20 protein-coding genes are annotated in these 22,503 nt (G+C 54.8%); 8 read left to right on the top strand and 12 right to left on the bottom strand.

What is annotated here, in order from left to right:
- Window positions 1-12 precede the first annotated feature (12 nt).
- Genes ERE07_RS07740 through ccmA form a run of 10 tightly spaced genes read right to left on the bottom strand, consistent with a single transcriptional unit; the run spans window position 13 to window position 7,092 of the window.
- Entirely contained in the window at window positions 13-627 is a 615-nt protein-coding gene (locus tag ERE07_RS07740) for a TlpA family protein disulfide reductase (protein ID WP_130008218.1), read from the bottom strand.
- Window positions 624-1,502 (bottom strand): c-type cytochrome biogenesis protein CcmI, encoded by an 879-nt coding sequence (ccmI, locus tag ERE07_RS07735; RefSeq protein ID WP_130008217.1) that lies wholly within the window; start codon window positions 1,500-1,502, stop codon window positions 624-626. The genes ERE07_RS07740 and ccmI overlap by 4 nt, the downstream gene beginning before the upstream one ends.
- Complete coding sequence (locus tag ERE07_RS07730; protein ID WP_130008216.1) at window positions 1,499-1,954, bottom strand: cytochrome c-type biogenesis protein; 456 nt, start codon at window positions 1,952-1,954, stop codon at window positions 1,499-1,501. The genes ccmI and ERE07_RS07730 overlap by 4 nt, the downstream gene beginning before the upstream one ends.
- Window positions 1,951-2,475 (bottom strand): DsbE family thiol:disulfide interchange protein, encoded by a 525-nt coding sequence (locus ERE07_RS07725; RefSeq protein ID WP_130008215.1) that lies wholly within the window; start codon window positions 2,473-2,475, stop codon window positions 1,951-1,953. The genes ERE07_RS07730 and ERE07_RS07725 overlap by 4 nt, the downstream gene beginning before the upstream one ends.
- A complete protein-coding gene (locus tag ERE07_RS07720; protein WP_130008214.1) occupies window positions 2,472-4,433 on the bottom strand; it encodes a heme lyase CcmF/NrfE family subunit in 1,962 nt (653 codons plus the stop codon). The genes ERE07_RS07725 and ERE07_RS07720 overlap by 4 nt, the downstream gene beginning before the upstream one ends.
- Window positions 4,430-4,879, bottom strand: coding sequence for a cytochrome c maturation protein CcmE (gene ccmE, locus ERE07_RS07715; RefSeq protein ID WP_130008213.1), 450 nt, complete (start codon window positions 4,877-4,879; stop codon window positions 4,430-4,432). The genes ERE07_RS07720 and ccmE overlap by 4 nt, the downstream gene beginning before the upstream one ends.
- Window positions 4,863-5,057, bottom strand: coding sequence for a heme exporter protein CcmD (ccmD, locus tag ERE07_RS07710; protein ID WP_130008212.1), 195 nt, complete (start codon window positions 5,055-5,057; stop codon window positions 4,863-4,865). The genes ccmE and ccmD overlap by 17 nt, the downstream gene beginning before the upstream one ends.
- Entirely contained in the window at window positions 5,054-5,791 is a 738-nt protein-coding gene (gene ccmC / locus ERE07_RS07705; protein ID WP_130008211.1) for a heme ABC transporter permease CcmC, read from the bottom strand. Before ccmC ends, ccmD begins: the two co-directional genes overlap by 4 nt.
- A gap of 6 nt (window positions 5,792-5,797) precedes the next feature.
- The gene (ccmB, locus tag ERE07_RS07700) at window positions 5,798-6,481 is read right to left on the bottom strand and encodes a heme exporter protein CcmB (RefSeq protein WP_130008210.1); all 684 of its coding nucleotides are present in this window, start codon (window positions 6,479-6,481) and stop codon (window positions 5,798-5,800) included.
- Complete coding sequence (ccmA, locus tag ERE07_RS07695) at window positions 6,478-7,092, bottom strand: cytochrome c biogenesis heme-transporting ATPase CcmA (RefSeq protein WP_245153528.1); 615 nt, start codon at window positions 7,090-7,092, stop codon at window positions 6,478-6,480. Before ccmA ends, ccmB begins: the two co-directional genes overlap by 4 nt.
- 1,036 nt (window positions 7,093-8,128) lie before the next feature.
- Between ccmA and ERE07_RS07690 the strand changes: the two genes are divergently transcribed.
- The 6 genes from ERE07_RS07690 (at window position 8,129) to ERE07_RS07665 (ending at window position 16,057) form a co-directional block, all read left to right on the top strand.
- Window positions 8,129-8,662, top strand: a complete 534-nt coding sequence (locus ERE07_RS07690) for a JAB domain-containing protein (protein ID WP_130008209.1) — start codon at window positions 8,129-8,131, stop codon at window positions 8,660-8,662.
- A 565-nt stretch (window positions 8,663-9,227) separates the two neighbouring features.
- Window positions 9,228-10,028 carry a DUF3560 domain-containing protein gene (locus ERE07_RS07685; RefSeq protein ID WP_130008208.1) on the top strand — a complete coding sequence of 267 codons (801 nt, stop codon included), beginning with the start codon at window positions 9,228-9,230 and terminating at the stop codon, window positions 10,026-10,028.
- Window positions 10,029-10,104: 76 nt separating this feature from the next.
- Window positions 10,105-10,581 carry a single-stranded DNA-binding protein gene (ssb, locus tag ERE07_RS07680; RefSeq protein WP_130008207.1) on the top strand — a complete coding sequence of 159 codons (477 nt, stop codon included), beginning with the start codon at window positions 10,105-10,107 and terminating at the stop codon, window positions 10,579-10,581.
- 400 nt (window positions 10,582-10,981) lie between these two features.
- Complete coding sequence (locus ERE07_RS07675) at window positions 10,982-12,685, top strand: ATP-dependent nuclease (protein ID WP_130008206.1); 1,704 nt, start codon at window positions 10,982-10,984, stop codon at window positions 12,683-12,685.
- 198 nt (window positions 12,686-12,883) lie between these two features.
- Complete coding sequence (locus ERE07_RS07670) at window positions 12,884-15,091, top strand: AAA family ATPase (RefSeq protein ID WP_130008205.1); 2,208 nt, start codon at window positions 12,884-12,886, stop codon at window positions 15,089-15,091.
- Window positions 15,092-15,241: 150 nt separating this feature from the next.
- Window positions 15,242-16,057, top strand: a complete 816-nt coding sequence (locus ERE07_RS07665; protein ID WP_130008204.1) for a hypothetical protein — start codon at window positions 15,242-15,244, stop codon at window positions 16,055-16,057.
- 268 nt (window positions 16,058-16,325) lie between these two features.
- Here the strand turns inward: ERE07_RS07665 and ERE07_RS07660 are convergent, their stop codons facing one another.
- Window positions 16,326-17,492: an HNH endonuclease gene (locus ERE07_RS07660; RefSeq protein WP_130008203.1), complete on the bottom strand. Its 1,167-nt coding sequence runs from the start codon at window positions 17,490-17,492 to the stop codon at window positions 16,326-16,328.
- A gap of 194 nt (window positions 17,493-17,686) precedes the next feature.
- Here ERE07_RS07660 and ERE07_RS07655 point away from each other — a divergent pair, with 194 nt between their 5' ends.
- Entirely contained in the window at window positions 17,687-17,869 is a 183-nt protein-coding gene (locus tag ERE07_RS07655) for a hypothetical protein (protein WP_130008202.1), read from the top strand.
- Window positions 17,870-18,318: 449 nt separating this feature from the next.
- Here the strand turns inward: ERE07_RS07655 and mobF are convergent, their stop codons facing one another.
- Entirely contained in the window at window positions 18,319-21,216 is a 2,898-nt protein-coding gene (mobF, locus tag ERE07_RS07650; RefSeq protein ID WP_130008201.1) for a MobF family relaxase, read from the bottom strand.
- Window positions 21,217-21,834: 618 nt separating this feature from the next.
- Here mobF and ERE07_RS07640 point away from each other — a divergent pair.
- Window positions 21,835-22,434 carry a riboflavin biosynthesis intermediates N-glycosidase gene (locus tag ERE07_RS07640; RefSeq protein WP_245153527.1) on the top strand — a complete coding sequence of 200 codons (600 nt, stop codon included), beginning with the start codon at window positions 21,835-21,837 and terminating at the stop codon, window positions 22,432-22,434.
- Window positions 22,435-22,503 lie beyond the last annotated feature (69 nt).

The following is a 22,503-nucleotide window of genomic DNA, read 5'->3' as shown; positions in this document are numbered from 1 at the left end:
AGGTTCCCATTGTCATGAGCCTTTACCCGGCGAGCGCGCCAATGCGGCATCGATCAAGGCTTCTACTTGTGCACTATCCCAAGCGGCAGGCCCCATTGCGCGACCAATTTCACGACCCTCTTGATCAATGAGCAGAGTCGTTGGAACGCCTGGGGCGCGAAGCGCATTTGGAATCTGTGCCGACGGATCGAAGTAGCCGCGCAAAGCCTGTATCCCGAACTCTTCATAGAACGGCTTGACCAAGGCGGTGTCACGATCAATCGACAAGGCCACCACTTCAAAGTTCTCGCCGCCCCGTTTATCATTCAGCCGATCGAGCGAGGGCATTTCTTCTCGGCAAGGTGGGCACCAGGTAGCCCAAATATTAAGCAGCACGACCTTTCCACGGAAGGCCGTCAGGCTCATCTCCTTGCCCGCTTCGTCCTGAAAGGTGATGGCGGGCAGGTCGCGCGGCGTATGCCAGCGCATAAAGCGTTGGTCCCCAATATCGACTGCAACATTGACTATGCCTGCGAGGGGATTCTTCGACGCATTGCCACGCTGATAAAAATACAAGGCGGTCGCGATGGTAATGACGCCGATAAGCGCTAGCGCCGACCAGGCGAATATCTTAAAGGAGCTCTTCATGATGGCTGCTCAACCCCTACCTTATCGGAAGTTGTGTTTTGATCCCGTTGCCCGCGGGCGCGCTCAATACTGTCGTTGACAGCGCGCGCGGTGTCTGAGTCGGGGGGAAGCAGTTCGTGCAACTGTTGCCAATAAGCGATGGCCCCATCGTAGTCACGGCGTTCCAGCGCTGCAGCCCCTGCCAGGGTCAATGCAAAGGGTTCTTTAGGGTTAAGAGCGAGCGCGCGCCCAAGTAGCGCGGTAGGCTCGCCTGCGAACCCATTCGGGCTGCTTCGTGCAAGTGCTTCGGCATATTCAGTCAAAGCAAGTGGGTCTGATTCGATCGCGCTACCCGCTTTCGCGAAAGCATTAGCGGCGTCCTCATACCTGTCAAAATAGCGATACGAACGCGCCAACATCAGCCAGCCTGCAGGATCATCGGGGTTGAGCGCCAGGCGGGCGGCGAGCGAACCCACCATGGCTCGCACATCCGCCTGCGTGACGTTTGGGATGCTTTGTATTGGCACTGGGTTGATTGCCGCAGGAGTTCCCAAACGAAGGTACATCAACGTGGATGCGAGGGGCAGTACGATGGCTAGGCCTAGCGCTGCATACTTGCTGCTTGGCCGGCGGCTCACGATCGTTGTGGGCGGCTTTGCCTCCTCGAGAGCCCGGCGTTGTAAGTCTTGAACCGTTTCTTCGTGGTCTTGCTCGGATAAGGTGCCGTTTCTGCGGTCACGGTCCAGTTCAGCTAATTGGTCACGCAGTACGGACGCATTAACAACGTGGTGCTCTAGATGCCCGTCTGTGCGCGGCCCCCGCCATAGCACGAGCCCAAGGCGCAGCACGACTGCTGAAACCATCAGCGCGGCAAGTACAATAAAGATCAGATTCATCGGGGGTTCCCAGTGTCGGCAGATTGGTCCAATAGCGCGTCTGCTTGTTGGCGCTCTTCAGCGCTCAACGACGAGGTGACGATTCGAGCCCTGCGTCGTCGTAGCGACACCATTAGTATCGTGAGGCCAAAGAAAAAGAGCAGCATCGGTCCGAACCAAAGCAGCAGAGTGGTGGCTTTGAGCGGCGGGCGATAGAGCACGAAATCACCGTACCGTTCGACCATATAGGTTCGAATTTCATCGTTAGTCTGACCGGCTTGGATCTGCTCGCGGATTTGCTGACGTAAATCTACCGCCAGATCGGCCCGTGATGCCGCAATGGATTCGTTCTGGCATACCAGACAGCGCAATTCGGCTGCGATACCGAGCATACGTTTCTCAAGATCGGCGCTCGTCGCCAGGGAGGGCATTGCACTCAGTAGGCAAAACACCGCCAGCCGCCAATATTTCATTGCTGCAACTCCCTTATCAGCGGCAAGAGTGTGTCGCGCACAGCACTTTGCGTCACTGGCCCTATGTGTTTGTAGCGAATAACGCCTTGCCTATCGATCAAAAATGTTTCAGGCACGCCATAGACGCCGTAGTCGATGCCCACGCGCCCTTGGGTATCGGACACTGACAGCGTATACGCATCGCCGTTCCGTGCCAGCCACGCGAGGGCTTCGCTGCGCACATCCTTGTAATTGAGCCCTACGATGGGCACGATGCCCGATTTAGCCAGTTCCGTGATGACAGGATGCTCATCAAGGCATGCAACGCACCATGACGCCCAAACGTTTAATAGCCACACCTGACCCTTCATCGCTTCAGGCGTAAAGGTCTTCTCGGGCGCCGCCAGCTGGGGCAGGGAAAAGGTCGGCGCTGGCTTACTGATTAAAGGTGAAGGCAGTTCGCTCGGTTTTAATGTAAGCCCTATCGCAAGAAAACCCACCAACACGATAAAGCCGGCCAAGGGCCAAAAGAAACGATTCACGATGTTGCCCCTTTCAATGCCGTAGAGGCGCTATGCCGCTTTCGCTTCAGGCGGTAGCGCCTATCGCTAATAGCCAGCAAGCCGCCTAGTGCCATCAAGATGCAGCCCGCCCAGATCCAGTCGACGAAAGGCTTGTAATAGACGCGAATACTCCAAGCGTCGTTGGCAAGCGGTTCGCCCAGCGCCACGTACACATGGCGAAGTCCATTGGCATCGATCGCCGCTTCGGTCATCGGCATAGCGGACGATGCATAGGTTCGTTTCTCCGGATGGAGCAAGCGTAGAACCTTCCCTTCGCGCGACATCTCGATGTCGCCCACTTCGGCGACATAGTTCGGCCCGCGAGCCTTTCGCACGCCAAGGAACTTCAACTCGTAACCACCCGCGCTCACGGTTTGTCCGGGCGCCATGCTTACGTCTTGTTCGGTCTCGTAGCCCATCACAAGCGTGACGCCGACAACGAACACAGCAATTCCCAGATGCGCCACATGCATACCAAGCCAACTGCGCGGCTGCGCGAGTAAACCACTACGGGTGGCCCGCATGCGCTCATAAACGCCCAGGACTACGGCAGCAGCGATCCACGTAGCCAACGCGACGCCTAAAGCAACCATTAACGACCAGCGTCCTAGGACAAACGGCACGCCAATACCAGTGGCAACAGCCAAGACTGCCGGCACATACAATCGTTTCATCATGGCTGGCAGTTTGGCCGACTTCCAGTTAGCAACCGGACCCACGGCCATGAGCAACAAGGCAGGCACCATAAGTGGCACAAAGACGGCGTTAAAGTAGGGGGGTCCCACAGACAGCTTGCCCAACCCCAGCGCATCGATAAATAATGGATACAGGGTGCCCAGGATCACGGATCCGGCGGCTACCGCCATCAAGACATTATTGGTAAGCAATAGGGATTCGCGGGAGATGAGATCGAACCGACCGCCTAATCCGATTTTAGGCGCCCGCAGCGCATACAGGAATAACGAGGTTCCCACTACCACCGTAAACAGCAGCAAGATGAATACGCCTCTACGTGGATCCGTGGCAAAGGCATGTACGGAGGTCAGCACGCCCGAGCGAACGAGAAATGCACCGAGCAATGAGAGCGAAAAGGTACTAATGGCAAGCAGCACCGTCCAACTTTTGAAGCTGTTGCGCTTTTCGGTGACGGCCAATGAGTGAATGAGGGCGGTGCCCACCAGCCAGGGAATAAACGACGAGTTTTCCACCGGATCCCAAAACCACCAGCCACCCCACCCCAGCTCGTAATAGGCCCACCAGCTACCCAACGCTATGCCAAGGGTAAGGAAGAGCCACGCAGCCGTAGCCCAAGGCCTGGACCACCGCGCCCAGGTCGCATCCAACTGACCGGCAAGAAGGGCAGCAATAGCAAAGGCAAATACCACCGAAAACCCGACATAGCCCATGTACAGCAGCGGAGGGTGAAAAATCAGCCCGACGTCCTGCAGCAATGGATTCAAATCGAGTCCTTCCATCGGAGCGGGCGAAAGACGCTCAAAAGGATTTGATGTGAGCAAGACAAAGAGCAAGAAGCCGGCTGTAACCAAACCCAGAACGCCGAGCACACGCGCCACCATTGCGTCGGGCAATTGTCGAGAAAACATACTGACGGCATATGCCCAACCCGTTTGCATGAGCAGCCATAGCAGAAGCGACCCTTCATGTCCACCCCACACCGCGGCGATACGGTAAACCAGGGGTAATTGCGAATTGGCGTTTTGCGCAACATAAGCAACCGAAAAGTCCTTGGTGATAAAGGCCCATGTCAGACTTAAGAAAGCAATAACGGTCAAGAAGAACTGGGTACCTGCGGCGGGTCGCGCCAAAGCGATCCATGCTGCGTTACCGCGTGCCGCGCCCGGCAGGGTCAAAGCGCCTTGAGCAAGCGCGACGAGCAGCGTCAGGATAAGAGAAAAGTGGCCAAATTCAGCGATCATTTTTGTTCCGGCCTCGCAGATTCGGTGTTCATCGCTGCCTGATCCAAGGCATGTTGGGCTTCGGGCGGCATATAGTTTTCATCGTGCTTGGCCAGAACTTCGTCGGCACGAAACCAACCGTTGCTCTCCAGCTTGCCTTGTGCCACCACCCCCTTGCCTTCGCTAAACAGGTCAGGCAGTATCCCGGTATAGCTAACCGGAATGGTCTTGGCCGAGTCTGTAACAACAAACCGGACCATCAGGCCATCGCGTTGCACGCTGGCGGTTTGGACCATGCCACCAATGCGAAAGGTGCGATTCTCGGGCGCCTCTCCAGCACTGACTTGTGTGGGCGTAAAGAAAAACACCAGATTGTCTTGGAAAGCGTTAAGCACCAATGCACTGGCGATCCCTAGCGCGGCCAAGCCACCGCCAATGAGTGCCATCCTCTTATGTCGAGCTTTCATTGAGGCCTTTCCTTTCCAAAGTTAATTCATGTTTTGATTGCAACAAAGCGCCTTTTCGGCGCTGTCGAAGCAGGGACAACTCCACAGCCAGTGCGATAACACTGACGCCGACCGAACCCCATACGTATTGCGCATAGCCGCCCATTGCGAAAAACTCAGCGACACTATTCCAGGTCATCGTTTCACCTCGTTCAGTTGCCCAACCCATTCGGCATGCCCTTCACGCTCCAAAATGATGCAGCGCACGCGCATCAGGGCGACAGCCACTGTGTACATCCAGGCAGCCAAAGCCATGAGCAGCATTCCGACCAGCATGATCGTGGCCATGGAAGGAGCTCGGGTCAGTGATACCGATGCACCTTGGTGCAGGGTGTTCCACCATTGAACCGAAAAATAAATAATGGGAATATTCACGACACCGACAAGCGCAAGCACGGCGCCTGCTTTATCGGCGCGCCGAGGATCATCAGTAGACGACTGCAGCGCCATGAATGCGATGTATAGAAACAGCAAAATCAGTTCAGAGGTCAATCGGGCATCCCATACCCACCACGTCCCCCACATCGGCTTACCCCATAGGGCGCCAGTCCAAAGCGACAAGAAAGTGAATAAGGCGCCAGTTGGCGCCAGAGCGCTGGCCATCATGGCCGAGAGCCGACTGTTGAGCGCGAGACCCACGGCGGCCCAGAATGCCATGATCAGGTAGATGAACATGGACATCCACGAAACCGGCACATGCACAAAAATTATTCGATAGCCTTCGCCTTGTTGGGCATCGGTAGGAGCCAAGAAGAACCCGACATAAAGCCCAGCGATTGCCGTCAACACGGCGCCCACCGTGAACCACGGAACCATACTTCCCGCGAGAGGATAAAACGTCCTTGGCGTTGAGTACTTAAACCAGTTGATCATTTCTGCCTATTCCAACGCGATCCGCAGTGCCACGGTAGTGGCCCACGGCGCAAAAAAACCGGCGAGCACCAGGCCCGCTGCCAATAATGAGAGATGCGACTCCCCGCCCAAGCCAGCGCTAACCGAGCTCACCGCGCCCGCGCCGAAGATAAGCACGGGCACATAAAGCGGCAACACTAATAGCGCCACGAGGACGCCGCCGCCTCGCAAGCCGACAGTCAGACTTGCTCCAATCGCACCGATTAGACTGAGCACCGGGGTACCGATCACCAGAGACGCCGCCAAAGTGAGTAAGGACGCGGAGGGCAGATCGAACTGCAAAGCCAATAGCGGCGCAAGCAGCACCAAGGGTAGGCCAGAGAGTAGCCAGTGCGCTGTCACTTTGCCGGCCACTAGAAGGCCAAGTGGAGCCGCCCCGAGTACGAGTTGCTCTAGCGTGCCATCGGCGTAGTCCTGTTCGAACAGGCGATTAAGTGAGAGCATGCTTGCCAATAACGCCGCGACCCAAAGGACCCCCGGGGCGATCTGACGCAGCGTGTCGCGCTCTGGCCCGATGCCTAGCGGAAACAAGCTCACTACGATGGCGAAGAAAAAAAGCGGCGTTAACGCATCGGCCTTACGGCGCATGGCAAGGCGCAAGTCCCGACGTATCACTGCAGAAAGAGCAGTCAACCCGAATGTGTCGGTCATAGGTTTATCCGTAAGGTACGCGTGGCGCCGGACAAGGGCATGTCCAGGTGACTGGTCCAAACCACGATGCCGCCGTCTCTGAGGTGATCCGAAATCATTCGGAGTACCCATTGGGTAGCTTCGTCGTCCAGTGCCGTCAAAGGCTCATCAAGTATCCAAAGAGGCCGCCGATGTAACAGCAGTCTCGCCAGACTTGCGCGACGCTTCTGACCTTGCGACAGCGTCCGCACCGGCAGATGTTCTCTACCTTGCAAACCACTCTGATGTAAGGCCTCCAGCACCGCTGCATGGCTAATAGGTTTGTTAGCCAGCGCCGTTGCGTAAACTAAATTCTCCGCTGCTGTCAGGTCATCTTTGAGGCCCAGGAGGTGTCCGTAATAACAGAGGCCACGTCGCCACTCATCTGCCTGCTTTTGAAGGGAATTACCCTTCCAGCGGACAGTTCCAGCACTAGGCGGGGTGAGTCCTGCCAGTATACGCAGCAGGCTTGTTTTTCCGCTTCCGTTCTGACCTCGCACGAACAGGCTCGCGCCAGCTTCGAGCTCAAAGCTCAGGCTATGAAATAAGCGGCGTTTTCCGCGCACGCAGTCGAGATTGATGGCTTCAAGCACTATCGGTCCCAGCTCCAGCAATAGCTTTAAATGTTGGGCAACGTCGGTGAAGGCCTGGCGCTAGAAGACCGGTAGTCCAGTGCATTTGGCGCTAGGCGATTTTGAGATGGCTGGAAGAGGGCGCGCACAGTGAACTGCGTGCGCTTTCACGCCCCGAACGCGGGATCAATCAAGCAAATGAGTTGAGTTAGCGGCGTGCCAGCTTAGGCAAGAGAAAGCCACTGGGGCCGATCGGGCCGCTCTGCGAGCATACCCAAACTTAGCGTTGCCTCTGGAAACCGGGGAGCCAAATTGGAAATGTGCAGGAAAGTAGTTTCGTGTGAAGACGAAATGAGGAACGCAGGAGAAGCATGGCATGAATGCTCATAGTGATCCAGCATGCCAGATGTTGGGGCTGATTGCTTCGCCACATCGGTTGAATAGACTTGTTGCTCCGGATTGGTGGGATAACAGGGGTCAATGCAGCCCACCTGTTCTGGCCCACAATACATGCTCACAACCGCCCAGGACGCCTGGAGCGGGACAAGAGCAAGCATCACGATGAGGATAAGTCTATTCAACACGCTCGACATTGTACCGGGTTGGCATAGGTCTCGCAAACGGCTATGGGACCAAAGCTTTCGTGTTCATGCTAACGGACCTAGCCATTAAAACCAATTTCGATTAGATCGCCCATCGGGCGATGGTGGCGCTCGCCGCGCGGGCCAGCATTCGCAATCAGTGCATATCGGGCCGTCGTTCCCATTGCCCTGAGTGCGCCGCCCAAAACACCGACTGTACCGCCAACCGTGTCCGCTGCCCTGGCTTTCGCGGCATAAACGGCATCCTCCCCGCCAGGCGGGTCCCCTCCATTTATTCCACGGTCCTGTTCATCAGCCCCGGCCAGCAGTTCAGCACGGCAAGGCGACGAACTCACGGCAACGGCGGCAACACCGCAGGAACCGTATTACTGCGAACGCCGAAAACCTACGACCAGGCTCGGAATCTTCGGCCCCGGTCAGCAGGAAAACCAACCGGCTTTTGAAGGAACAGGAAAATGGAACACGTTAACCACAATGCAGCTTTGGGCTATGACAACATGAACGCAGGGCAGACGCTGTATGTGCGTAGCCCGTCAGGCCGATATCATGCCGCGACCGATTCGCACGTACTGGCCGCCGCGAGGGTTGCCGCTGAAAGTTTGATTGGAGATCGGGCGGATATGGGAAACCCGAACGCCGTAAAGCGGTATTTTCAGGCCAAACTGTCTGGCATGGGGCATGAAGTCGCCGCTGTGCTGTATCTGAACAGCCAGTTTAAGGTGATCCGTTACATGGAAATGAGCCATGGCACGTTGACGCAGGCCAGCGTATACCCGCGCGAAATCGTTAAAACCGCGCTACGCCTGGATGCCGCTGCAATCATCATGTCACATAACCATCCTAGCGGTATACCTGAACCCAGCGAAGCCGATCTGGCACTGACGCGGCACTTAAAACATGCTTTGGCGTTGGTTGATGTTCGTTTGCTGGATCACATCATCGTGACCGGGCAGAACACTACTTCGATGGCCGAACGAGGTCAAGTGTAAACCTGGAGCAGGGCGGGTGAGAGCCCGCCTGCACAGGTAGACGCTGCGCGTTGCGGCGCAAGTTGGACTTGTGCTGCCGCACAAGTGTTATCCGTTTTCTTCCTTCTCGACAAAAGCAGCCCGTCCCGGTGTACCAGGACGGGCATATTGGCTTGCTGGCGCAAGCTGGATACATCTTGAGTAACTACCTTCAATTTAGATCACCGGCTCGGTGATGGTGGCGCTCGCCGCGCGGGCTGCTGCCGGGTTGTGCGTCGTGACACAGCATGCCTGGTCCTAAGAGTTCCATCGCCCTAAAACGCCGACTGTATCACTGCGTTCCGGCGCTTCAAGGGGGTGTTCATAAAACCCGCTACGCGACTTTTACAAATCTTCCCCCTTTCCGCTAGTCACTGCCTGATTCAGCACGGCAAGGGCGATGGAACTCACAGGACTGGCGGCAAAACGCGATGGAACCAACACACAACCAGGCAGCAAAAACCTACAAACGGGCTCAAGAATCTTCAGGCCCGGTCAACAATGACATCACAACCGCGCCACTGCGCACTTTTTGAAGGAAAGCGACATGAACCACTACGAAGCAAAGCAGGCAGATCGTAAGGCCAGGCTAGAGGCCAGGGCAGTGCAGGCCGAGGCACAGGCGGCAACCACCTATGACCGCGCAAAGCAAATGGGTGAAGCGATTCCGTTCGGACAGCCGATCCTAGTTGGCCACCATAGCGAAGGCCGAGACCGCAATTACCGGCAGCGGATCCATAACACGTACGGCAAAGCCTTTGATCTGCAAAAGAAGGCTGACCACTATGTGCAGAAGGCGGCTGCAGTAGGCGATGGGGGAGTTTCCAGCGATGACCCGGATGCAATAAGCAAACTCATGCGCCAGGTGGAGCAACTGACAGAAAATCAGGAACGCATGAAAAAGAGTAACCAGGTGATCCGTAAGCACAAGGGCGATGCAGAGGGCCAACGGCGCGCTTTACTTGAGCTTGGGTACTCGGAAGAAAGCGCACAGAAGCTGATCGCGCCGGACTATGCCGGGCGTGCGGGCTTCCCGTCTTTTACCTTGACTAACAATAACGCGAACATTCGCCGCATTGGGCAACGGATCAAACAATTACAGGCCAACCAGGAGCGCGCGCCAGTCAGCATACAGGGGATGGGGTATGCATACGCCGAGGACGTAGAAGAGAACCGTGTGACGTTTATGTTCGAAGGCAAGCCGGAAAAAAGCACTCGCGAAATTCTAAAGCGCCATGGTTTTCGATGGAGCCCAACTCGTGGCGCGTGGGTGCGGCAATTGAACAACGCCGCTATTTGGCAGGCTAAAGCCGTCATGCAGCTTTTGAACGGCTCGACCGATAACTAAACCGAACCCCCAGGCCGCTTTATCGGCCTGGGAAATTTGTCGGCTAGCAGGCCGAACCACTACTAGGAGCAACAACATGGCATCAGTCAACAAAGTCATCATTATCGGTAACTTGGGCCGTGATCCAGAGATCCGCTATAGCGCGGATGGAGCCGGGATCTGCACCATTTCCGTTGCCACATCAACAAGCTGGAAAGACAAGGCGACAGGCGAGAAACGAGAAGAAACCGAATGGCATCGGATTGTGTTCTATAACCGCTTGGCAGAAATCGCCGGCGAGTACCTGCGCCAGGGAAGTGCGGTCTATGTCGAAGGGCGCTTGAAGACTAGAAAATGGCGGGATAAAGAAACAGGTGCTGACCGCTACAGTACCGAGATCGTAGCAGAGCAGATGCAGATGCTCGGGGGCCGTGGTGCAGACGGCCAGGTGTCGTCAGCTAAGCCAGCAGCGCGTAAGGCCGCTGCTGCTGCCCCCACGAGTGGCGGTGCTGTCGTGGCAGACGATATACCGTTCAATCTGACCGGTGCGGGACGCAGCTGGCTTTGCATGTAAAAAACTCTGCCCCAGCTTTAGCTGGGGCATCAATTAAGACGGGAGAACAGAAGGCCATCCGAACCACGAAACGATTGGGAAAGCGCTGTATATGATTTGCTTAGTGAGCAGGGCGACATGACATGGTCAGATGCTCAGGCGATGATAGAAGCACAGGAATTACAGGGTAATGACGTGTTGTCGTCTGCCTGGGCCTGGGCAGACGGGCTGACAGTGTCTGAGGTGGTACGGAGTTTGCTTTAGACGCATTTAGGTACGCATTGTTAAATGCGGTAAAGTAAGGGGCTGGTAACGGGCCAAGAGCGGACGTTCACAAGGCGCAAAATTAGCGATTCGCGAGGCACAAATTTGATCGGTCTGACTACGGTTACTATAGGTAACTTGCACGTTAGGATAGACGATGAATCTCTCAGCCTTTTCTGTTACAAACTTCCGAAGCATTAACGGAACGAATCGCATCTCTCTAGGGGACTTTGCTGTGCTCCTTGGCAAGAATAACGAGGGCAAATCGAATATCTTGAAGGCGCTAGCAGTTTCTATGCGTATTCTCACAGAGCATGGTGAGGAGTCGTCACGCCCGCTTCGACGAAATCGACAGGAAGAGCGGTATGTTTGGAAGCGAGATTTTCCCATCTCATTACAAGGCCGAAAGAGAGAGCTAACATCCAAATTTCGTTTGGAGTTTTCCTTAACGGATTCAGAAGTTGATGAGTTCAAAAGCTCAATAAAGAGCAATTTAAATGGAATATTACCAATCGAAATAACAGTGGGCAAAGAAAATGAGCCGAGTATTAAAGTCCTAAAAAAAGGCCCCGGCGGTGCGGCTTTGTCTAAGAAATCTACTCGGATAGCTCAGTACATAGCAGAGAGACTCGATTTCAATTACATCCCGGCGGTGCGTACCGCAGAAGAAGCCGAGGCAGTAGTGCAAGAAATGCTATCTAGGCAGTTAGCAACTCTAGAACGGCAGGAAGCGTACAAGAATGCACTCCAAGTTATCGCAGAACTTCAGCAGCCGATACTGGATAGGGTCGGAACGTCGATCACTAAATCGCTGAAGGAATTTCTTCCAGGGATAAACAGTGCACATGTAATTGTTTCCGCGACCGCTAGGCGCCTCGCATTGAGAAGCCAATGCAGAGTGGAGATCGACGATGGGACCCGCACGCTGCTAGAGCATAAAGGAGATGGAGTAAAAAGTCTCGCTGCCCTTGGATTATTAAGGCATAAACAGCGGGCTGCTGGAGCAGCGTCTGTGATAGCGATCGAAGAGCCCGAATCTCATCTCCATCCCGGCGCGATTCATAGCCTACGTGAAGTCATCCTAAATCTTGTCTCCGAGAACCAGGTCATTCTGACGACGCATTGTCCCCTATTTGCCGATCGTGAAAAAGTGTCGCGCAACATTCTTATCGACGCAAATAGCGCGACCCCTGCCAAGAGCATCGCAGATGTTCGTGAGCTGCTGGGTGTGCGAGCATCAGATAATTTAGTGAATGCAAGTTTCGTCCTCGTAGTAGAAGGAGCAGATGACGCACTTGCACTTAGGGCACTGCTATCTCATTTGAGCCCAAAAATTGCGTCTGCGTTAAAGAAAAGTTTAATGGTGATCGAGCCTATTGGAGGCGCTAGTAAACTTTCATACAAGCTCAGCATGTTGGCGAATGCGCTATGCAACACTCATGTGGTCCTCGATAACGACGAAACTGGACGGGAGAGTTATGAGGCGGCTGAGAGAGATTATTTGCTAAAAATCGCTGACCTCACGTTCATTAACTGCAAAGGCATGAAAAATGCAGAGATGGAAGATTGTTTTGATTTGAGTATTTATAAGGATCAAGTTCAAACAGAATACGGAGTAAATCTTTCAGTGTCTGCATTCAAGGGAAATAACAAGTGGTCTGATCGCGTCAAGGAATGCTTCCGTGCGGCAGGAAAACCGTGGGGAGACCGGGTTAAATCGAAAGTTAAACTTACTGTCGCGGAGGCTGTAGCAGCTGCACCAGGAGATGCGCTGAACCAGCACAAGCGACAACCAATCGACGCATTGGTGCAAGCAATAGAGGAAAAACTAGAAAAATCCGCCAACAGGTCAATCCCGTAAGAGCATTCCCTAACTGGTGCGGCACGATATATCGACTAAGCAAACGAGTGACTGCAATGGGTCGCTTTGAGACGTAGATAATAGACTTCAATCAGCCGTCCGCCGCTCTTGCAATTGTTGTTTCAAAAGCACTTTTAGTTACGGATCCCGAATAAGATTGTCCAACGTTCTTTTTTTGGAATAGGGGATAAGCTTGCCATGATCGAATCTTTGAGCATTGCGAAGACCGCGACCTATGGCATCGCGCCGCAAGTCCTCGACCGCCTCGCACGATTTAATTTCCTTTTCGGCACTAATGGTGCAGGCAAGACTACGATCACGAGAGTCATCGCCAACCCGGGTGCCCACCCGAATTGCGCTATTGGTTGGAAAAAGGGGACGCCTTTGGAGCCGATGGTCTACAACCGCGACTTCGTCGAGCGCAACTTCAACGCTGTCCCGCATCTCAAAGGAATCTTCACTTTAGGCGAGCAGGATATCGCCAATCTCGATGCCATTGCGACGAAGAAGACCGAACTAGATGGCATTGTCCGAACCAAAGAGCAATTGACCAACACACTGCAAGGGCAGGATCAGAAGTCGGGAAAAAAAGGGGAGTTGGCCGAGCTGGAAGCACACATCAAGGACAAATGCTGGGACCAGAAGCAGAAGCACGACGAGGCTTTCAAAGAAGCGTTCACGGGCGCGCGGAATAGTTCGGAAAGATTCAAGGAACGCGTGCTGGCAGAGTTGGTATCGAACAAAGCTGAGTTGAAAACCTTGGATTACCTGAGAGACAAGGCAAAAACGGTGTTCGGCGCGACGCCTGTCGTCGAGGCGCTCGTTCCGGAACTCGGCTCCGCCGACATCGCAAGCCACGAGTCGAATCCCATCCTTGCCAAGAAGGTCATTGGCAAGGAGGATGTGGATATCGCCGAGCTGATCCAGCGCCTGGACAATAGCGACTGGGTTAAACAGGGCCAGGTGTTCTACGAGCAAAGCAAGCCCAGTTGCCCATTCTGCCAACAGAAGGTTAAGGATAGTTTTGAGGGCAGTTTGTCGAGCTACTTCGATGAGGCCTTCGCGAGGGACACCAAGGCCATCGCCGAGCTGCATAGCGCATACGCCCGAGATGCCGACGCCCTGCGCGCCAGGTTGTCGGCGATCTCGGACGGGGGCTCTCGGTTTTTAGACATGGATGCATTCGCAACTGAGCGCTCAGCCATCGACGCACGCCTCGCAACCAACGCGCTGCTTCTGGCGAACAAAGTCAAGGAGCCAAGCCTCCCCGTCCAAATCGAGCCAATGTCCGAAATGCTCGCCGCTGCCTCTAAGCTGATCGCGGTGGCTAACATAGCAGTGGCCGCTCACAACGAGATCGCGAAAAACATCACTATGGAGCGGGCGGACCTGACTAAGCAAGTCTGGAAGTACATTTTGGAGGTCGAGCTCAGGCTCGAACTGTCCGCCTACGCCAGCAAGCGCGCGGGCCTCAACTCTGCCATCGCTAAACTGGGCGCACAGATTCAAGAGGCTGACGCGTCGAGGGTGGTCAAGACGAAGGAGATCAATGAGTTGGAGAAGGCTGCGACGAGCGTCGAGCCGACGATTGAAGACATCAACGGCCTGCTGAGATCCTTTGGCTTCCAAAACTTCAGCATCGCTAAGGCCGACGGCGGCCCGTTCTACAAACTGATCAGGGCGGATGGGAGCGACGCCAAGGATTCGCTGAGCGAGGGTGAGCGCTCGTTCGTCACATTCCTCTACTTCTTCCACCTGCTCAAAGGCAGCGAGAGCGAAAGTGGCATGACAACTGACCGCGTCGTGGTGTTCGACGATCCAGTGTCAAGCATGGACAGCGACGTTCTATTCATCGTCAGCAGCCTCATCAAGTCGCTGTTCGATCCGGTGCGTAAGAATACTGGTGGTATCAAGCAGATTTTTGTACTGACCCACAACGTCTACTTTCACAAGGAGGTGACTTATACCTCAGACAGAGGCGACGACACCAAGGCGGGAGAACGCAGCTATTGGACCGTCAGGAAATGTGCTGGCGGCCCTGTGGTCGAGCGCCACAACTCGAATCCGATCAAGACCTCCTATGATTTGCTGTGGGCAGAACTGCGCCGCGCGGAAAAGTCGCCTCTGACCGTGCAGAACACCATGCGACGAATTTTGGAGAACTATTTCAAGATTTTGGGGCGAATGGACTTCGACAAGATTTGCGACCAGTTCGAGGGGCAACAGAAGGCGATGTGTCGGTCCCTGTTGGCCTGGGTCAATGACGGATCTCATTTCTCACATGACGATGCGTTTTACACCTTCGACCAGGCCTCCATCGACACCTATATGGACATCTTCAAGCAGGTCTTCGTGAAGACCAATCAGCAGGCCCACTACGACATGATGATGGCCGGCGCGAACTAATTGGGCCGACCTATGGTTAGACTTATCTACAAAAACTCTCTAGAAAGTGCGCGGAGCTCCCGGGCTATTTATACACGTATCTCTAGATCGCCCCTCAGTCCGCTAAACCATACGGAATCACCTGAATGATTTCGCTCACAGATCAAACACATGAGTCAATTACACTGCGATATCACAACCTACGCATGGCTTGATAATGATTCAGTTGGCTTTCCTAGCGGTCATTTGCAGTCTCTAAAGCTCTTCAAGGAAAGTGTCGTTCAGCCTTCGCTTCGAGCGCTCGATGCAGAGATAACGAAATTTCAAGGAAGCGACGAACCCTTGGCAGATTTTTTTGCTGATGAATATGCTGAGCTCTTCCAAACCACTATCGAAGGTTACGTAATCGCAGTACAGTCGATGTGGGAGCGCGGGCTGCGAGCTATGCTCATTCGGCGGGACAAGAAGCTAACTAAATTTCCCCAACCCCAGACGTTAGAGCGCGCAACTTGGGGAGGAAGAGCCTCCAGCTTGCAAGATCACTTCCTTCGGCTGATGGGCGTTCCGCTGCATGCCTTCGACTCGTACTCAGACCTCGACTTATTACAGAATCTGGGCAACGCTATCCGGCATGGCGATGGTGCCGCTGCACGCAAGGTGCATGAACTTTGCCCGAACCTTTGGTTCAACTGGTTAGCTCCAGGGACGGAAATAATGGCAGGGCCCTTTCACTTCGTCACTTCGCAAGATGGCCCCAAGAATCCCCCCTTCGCCTCGATCACGCTACCCGAGCGCGTACTTGAACAAATGATCCAATCAGTGATGTGGTTCTGGGAGGACATAGAGTGCATGCGGTGTAATTCATTTAAGAGAAAATCCCGCAGTGTCGTTACCAAGATATCAGCCTGGCAGGCTGGTCGCGCACACAGATCCTGCTCGCGAGTCTGGCACCCAGTTGACGGGGCCTTTCCGCGAGGTGCAGCCTAATCCGATGTTGATCGCCGTATGGCACTGCGAAGTGCCGTCTTTAACGGATAACTTGATTGACTGCATTGGGTCGGTTTCGGGCATCGACCTTTGGTTACAAACGGCCAAAAGCGGTTTTAAGGAAGCTCAGTTGAATTCCCGCTCCAGATCTGACCGGCCTTCAGTCACATTATGCGGCTCATCGTCCTACCCTCGGCGGGGGCCTCCGGAGTATCCCGCCAAACGATCTGCCGAACAACAGTGTTATCGGTACCGTCGCGCGACTTATTCACCTTGCTACCGCAAGGGACGGAAAATTAGGCTCACAAGCGTTCCAGTGCCATTCCATAGCTTCACGGCTCGGACGTTCTATTGATACGCGCGGCACAGTGATGGCGGTGCCCGCGATGGCCTGGTAGTGAAGTCCCTTCACCTTCGAGGACACTTCGATCTCCATGCTCTCTGGGTTGACCCGTACCAAGCGCAGGTCGAACAAGGTATGGAGGTCCGACCTCAGGAGAAGGCCGTTCACAACGACGTTTGTGCGGACCCCGAGATAAGGTCGAATGTGAGCAGCCTCAAGCGTTTGCTCAACGTCGCAGCCGCTGAAGGCGCAGCGTCCACCGTAGGCTTTGATTAGTGTCCGCCTGAATCTTGATTGCCCCTGCCGTCTTGCAATTGCCCCAAGAGTTTTAGTCCTGGCGTCAGTGTCATCGTGTGGATCAAACTCATCACCGACATCAAGCCCGTCGCTTAGGGCGTTTAGTTCTTCTTCTGTTTGCTCCTCATCAAGCCGGCGAGGTCGCAATTTGTCATCGCCGGGCACGGCGGCCAACTCCCATAATCCGTGAATTTCCGGATTGAAGAAGACGTACGAACCTGTGCTTCCACCCTCAGAAAACAAGACGTCGTAGGGATTGGTGCCGTCGAGTCTCCTGGGCTTTTTGTTCTGAGACCAGTTGGCCCTTCCAAAAGCATTTACGGTGACAAGATCAAGGTCCGGTCTTACGTTTGAGAGCTTGAATTCCGGGTTTTGCGTTGCGAAGTGATGCATGATTTGTTCGAGCGATGCTCTACCGCCGAGATCGCGCACCGCTTCAACAGCGAACTTCCACGTCGGCTTATCACCGTACTTGAACGACCTTTTTGGCGCTTGTGAATCGAGGGCGGCGGCGATGGGCAACAGGTAATATGCGAGCTTGAACATGCCTCCCGTAGGCCCGATGTCTCGAAAGTCGTCGGGTACCCGCTTGCCGAGCGACCAGAGCCTCCAAAAGTCTTCGAACATCGGTCTGTCAAACTTTCTAGGCCGACGCCCCGCCTCCGTGACGACTTGGTAGTAATCTTCTTGACGTTCGAGTTGAAACGTCATTCGACCAGATTTCGACGACGTCCAACGGTTCATTGCACTGCCGACGACAGCATCAAGCTTGTTCCAAGCTTCATTAGAGATCACGCTTTATCCTCATGATGAAATTCTGTTGCGACTAGGTCCGCAGCATCGAGAGCCTGGCGGGCCCTGGTGAGCTGCGTTCCTCCCCTAATTATCGGATGATTTTCGTGGTAGCGAGTCAACTAATGTGCCTACACGATCGCTGATGAGAACTTCGACGAATCGCCCCTACTTCGTACGCTGCTATTGATAAGGAGATGTACGACTATGCAAAAACAATCGAGAAGGAAGACACGTTCCGCTCAGCAGGGGCAATGGCCATGTTCAAGCTGGCGCCCGCATGGATTGATTTCTACTTCGGCATCTATTGCCGACAGCACAGGAGACGTTCGTCGCCAAAGCTTGAGCGGCAGCAATGGGTCGCTTTCAGTCTGTCATAAGAGTTGTCTCGGCAATTCCCCCATCTTCGATGGGGCCCTGACTGATGACGTTGCCAGATCTTCGATCTGGCTGGCACTTTTAAACCCCCAAATTCGCTGCCGCTCATTTGTGGCCTTAAAAGTGCCACACAAGACGCACCCCTGGCGGGGTAAGGAAAACGCTTGTATCTCAATCGCTTGCGAGCAAATGACCGAATTCCTTGTTGTAGGACAGACAGGTCGACAAAGTGACGTAAAGCATTGATGTCTTGGGCAGAAATTGGGCCACAACTGTGGCACTTTTGCATGTAGACGGGGTGGCCGGCGCATACCCTCAACATAATGACTGCATACCGACGGCTTTCCATCTGCACTATGACTGCATGAAGACAGCATGGGAGCTGCGCGATGACAGCATACGGGCTGCAATGGAGTGACGGGACTGCTGCAATACGCCTACCGAAACTAGATCATCCTATTTCTAGCTCAGATTCCGGGCGTAGGGAAAGGGCGCCGAGTTCGTTCTGACCGTGCGTCAGGTCTTTGGCCGCCACCGGCTGCAGGTCATGTGCCAGCCCTTTGTACGTCAGCCGATCCACCCGCTCAGGCAGCGTCTTCGCATCGTCTGTGAATACAACGACCTCATGCCGCTCGCGCGAGATACTGACATAGTATGTGTCCTGAGCGGTAGTGCGGCTGAAGCTTTCGGCGTTGTAAAGAACCCGGTCGCAGGTCAGGCCTTGGGCGCTATGCGCGGTGGTAGTGTAGGCATAGTCCATGTTCAGCGGTCGATCTGTGGACAGCTGCACCCGGCGACCGTTGGTTTCGATGGTGACGCTGGTTGCATCAATCGCCGTGACCTTCGCCAGTTGACCGTTGACCAGGTCATTCTGGGCATCGTTGCGTGTGATGCGGACATGGTCGCCCACAGACAGCTCTGCCTGGTTCAGGTGGTAGACCGATAGCTTGCTCATGGTTTTCGGGATGATTTCCATGGGTTGCGTACGTGACGGGTCGGGCCGGATCGGTTCGACGGTAATGCGGTCATGACGTGTGCTGCCGGTCACGCGGTACTGTTCGCCACGTTTCAGGCCGCACTGGTAGTCCCGTTCAGGAACGACAATGTCGCCCACGGTGTAATACCGCGCTACGCTGCGTTCTGCACGGGTGGTGTCATGGCGAGCTAGCAGTTGGCATTGATGTCCTTTGCCTTCCAAACCGAGCAGGGCGTGGATCCGTTCATTGATGGCTACACGCGAAGCGTTGGTGCCGGTGACCACGATGGTGCCAGCTTGGTCTGCCGCTGAGAGTCGCGTATAGGTTTGGGCGATACCCTCATATCGGGCGGAACTGTCGCGGCTTTTGTGGCCATGCTCGTCGGTAGTGAACTGGTCCGGGATGGTGCGTACCTGATCTAGGAGTGGCAGGGATCGACTGGCTTGGCCTTCGGCAGCTAATTGCACTGCTTGGCGCAGCCGTTCAGAGCGTTGGCGCTGGATGTCTGCCATCAATACGGTTTTCATACCGTTTTCCTGCAACATGGCAAACGCGCGGCCTGCCTCAATAGCCTTGGTCTGGACGGTGTCGCCCAGCAAGACCACTTTGGCGCCTGTCGGCTGAATGAGGGCCAGCAGCTTGTCCATCTGCCGCACCGGTACGACGCCGGCTTCGTCAATCACTACGATGGCTTTCGGTCCCAGGGTGTCTATGAAGGGGCGTTTGTCAGTAGCGGCAAGTATTGATGCAATCGTGTTGGCTGGTATTCCATCTTTGCGCAGGTTGCGAACCATGTTCCCGTAGGGGGCTAGGGCTGTCATGGAGTGCCCCTGCTGTTGCAGGATGGTTTGGGCGCTTTGCAGAGCGAAGGATTTGCCAGTGCCAGCTAGACCCTGGATACCGGCGATCTGATCGGGACCGGTCGCAATCAACATGATGGCCTCGCGCTGGCCAGGCGTCAGCCGTGTGTCCAGTCTGCTTTCGGCACAGGTATCTGCAATCGTGATCTGCCAGGCACTGCGACCTGTTTGCTCAGCGGCCAGTATCCTGGACTCGGCTTCATAGGCCTTTCGGGTCGTGTAGCGTGGGCTTTCCATCAGCAGGCGTCCTTCTGCAATGGCTTGGTCAACCAGCTGCAGGGCTGTGCCCTGGGGTAGGCCGCGCAGGCGTATGAGCTTTGTGGCCCAGCCTTCGCGCGTCATAGGAGGGGCCAGCCTGTCCTGGGTGCTGCGGTAGTGGGGTGCTTCTCGGATCAATGCGCGGGACTCCACACGGCTCTGGATCGTCGACTGAATGGCTGTGATGTCCGTATGGCCACCGGCATGGCGAACGGCGTTTTGCAGTAAATCCGCCAAAGGCATGACGGATTCTCTTTCGGCCAGATGTTGGATCGCCCAGTTCAGTGAGGCTTGTGCGACTAGGTCAGATGGCTGCCCTAATATCTGTGCCGGTTGGATGTTTGCTTGCTCCCTGGCTTGATCAAACTGCATTCCGATGACGGTAGCGGCGTCACGCCATTGGCGATGCAGCTCTGTGCGGCTGAGTTCCTGAGTCTTCGCCTGGCGGTGGGCCAGGGTGATGCCTTGGCGCAGGGCGTGAGGGGCCTCTTCACGACTGGTGCCGCGTGCAGACAGTTCAGCAGTGATACCGGCGCTGCGTTTACTGAAAAACTCAATCTGCTCGCGGCTGATGTGGGCCAGTTCGATATGGCTCTTTTCATGGCGCACTGCGTACCCCAGCGCACGTACATTGCGTTCTAGCTCTGCCAGGTAGATCGAATCTGTCACGCGCAGCAGTTTGAAGATTTCTTCATTGGACACGGCCACCCAACCGCCGTCGGCCCGTTGGGTCAGATTCATCAGCAGGGCGTGAACGTGCAGGTGCGGATCGGGGGCAGCGTCCTCGGTAGGACGTGCTGTCTCGTGGCGAAATTTGGCGATGATGAGGTTCCCTGTGTGTTCTACCCGTGACTTGCCATTTTCTTTGTGGCGGCCCATGGTCAGATGCTGCTCTACATAAGCAAGAGCAGCAGCGACCGCTTTATCGTTGGCGCGGATTAGGCGTTCGTCGCCACCGATCAAGGCCTGCAAGGTGATGCTTTTGGGTGCGCCGAAGGTGAGATCAAGGGCGGCGCGAGCTTTTGCATCCTTGCGGATTGACCGGCCTGCGGCGGTACCACGACCAAAGTCGCCTTGAAGCATGGCCTTGAACCGTGCGGGGTCAATTTCGCCGACAGCACCAAGGCGCCGGCCACCTTCGCCCTGCCAGGTGGCGGCGCTGCCGTCGCGGCTGTAGTAGTCGTCGGCTTGGTCTGCGTAGTAATGGGTGGCGAGGGCCGCACGGGCGCGGTAGATCTGGCTGTGCGAGATCATGGGGGCTCCGGGAGAGGGGATGGTGAGAGATTAGCCAACGAAGCGTAAATCCGCGTCGGTGCTACCCCTTGAAGGGAAAGGGGGGATTTGCACGTTTATCCACAGGTTGTGCGGATGAGTGGGGGCAGCTAAAGAGTTAGGCTGCGTGAAAATATCAAAAAAACTCAGCTCGGAAAAACCGACGCGTTAGAAGGCTCAACATCTTCGCTGATTTTCTTGGGCTAAGATCGAAAGCTTTCGCCGTCGATGATTTGCATCATTGGATGTCATTGGACCGCCCAGCCCCGGTATTGATCACCCTATAGAAAAATGGCTCTCAGGAGTTTTAATTGCTGATTGAAAATACATCATATGTACTATAAAATGCAGTACATATGATGTATTTAATAAATCACTATGCACTACGTAATTCTAACTTTCAGTTATGCCACGCGGACGACCAAAGATTAAGACAGCAACGGTAACGTTGCGAGTCGACCCAGAAATTAAAGCTGCAGCCGAAAAGGCTGCAGCGCATGACCGACGCAGCCTTACTAATCTGGTGGAGGTGCTGCTGGTCAACCACTGTAGAAGCTTGAATCTTTATCCATTGACGCCGCCCGTGAAGGAATAATTCATATGACGAAAACAAAAAAAGATCGAATGCCGTCGATTTCGACTGCCGACGAAGAACTGGCGACCTCGACGGAGATTCGCTTCTATCGATCGAATGAGAAGCCATATGGCGTTTTTAGCAACTTGTTTAGGCGTACCATCATTTTTGAAGGTGGCGAGTTTCCGACAGCCGAGCACGCGTATCAAGCGGGCAAAGCCCGCAAGGAAGCTGTGCGCGATTGGATATTGAGCGCGCCAACGCCTTCGCTCGTGGCGATGGCCGCGCACGGGCTATACACTTGGGACATTGTGCCAAACTGGTCGAAAATGAAATTCGATCGAATGCGCGAAGTCTTGAGAGCCAAGTACACGCAACACGAGGATTTGCGAGCTCTGCTTTTATCTACTGGCGAAGCCCGACTAGTTGAGTCCTGCCGTACGGACAATCTTGTGAATAGGACATGGGGAGAAGTAAATGGCAAAGGACTGAATATGCTTGGCGTGTTGCTAATGGAAATTCGGACTGAATTGAGGCAAGCTGAAAATGAGCCCCCTCGCAAGGGGAAAGCGCCAATGCGCAGAAAAACCGCGCGACAAGAAAATAATTTGGCAGAAATTTATTGACGACTCTTTACAATAACAAGGTGCCCCTCACTCAATACGACAGGGAGCTTCAGCGTTTAGCTGCCACAT

It is taken from the genome of Allopusillimonas ginsengisoli, from assembly GCF_004153455.1.
GTDB lineage: Bacteria > Pseudomonadota > Gammaproteobacteria > Burkholderiales > Burkholderiaceae_B > Allopusillimonas > Allopusillimonas ginsengisoli.
Note: the sequence above shows the minus strand (reverse complement) of the source record. Positions and strands in the feature narration are given on the sequence as shown.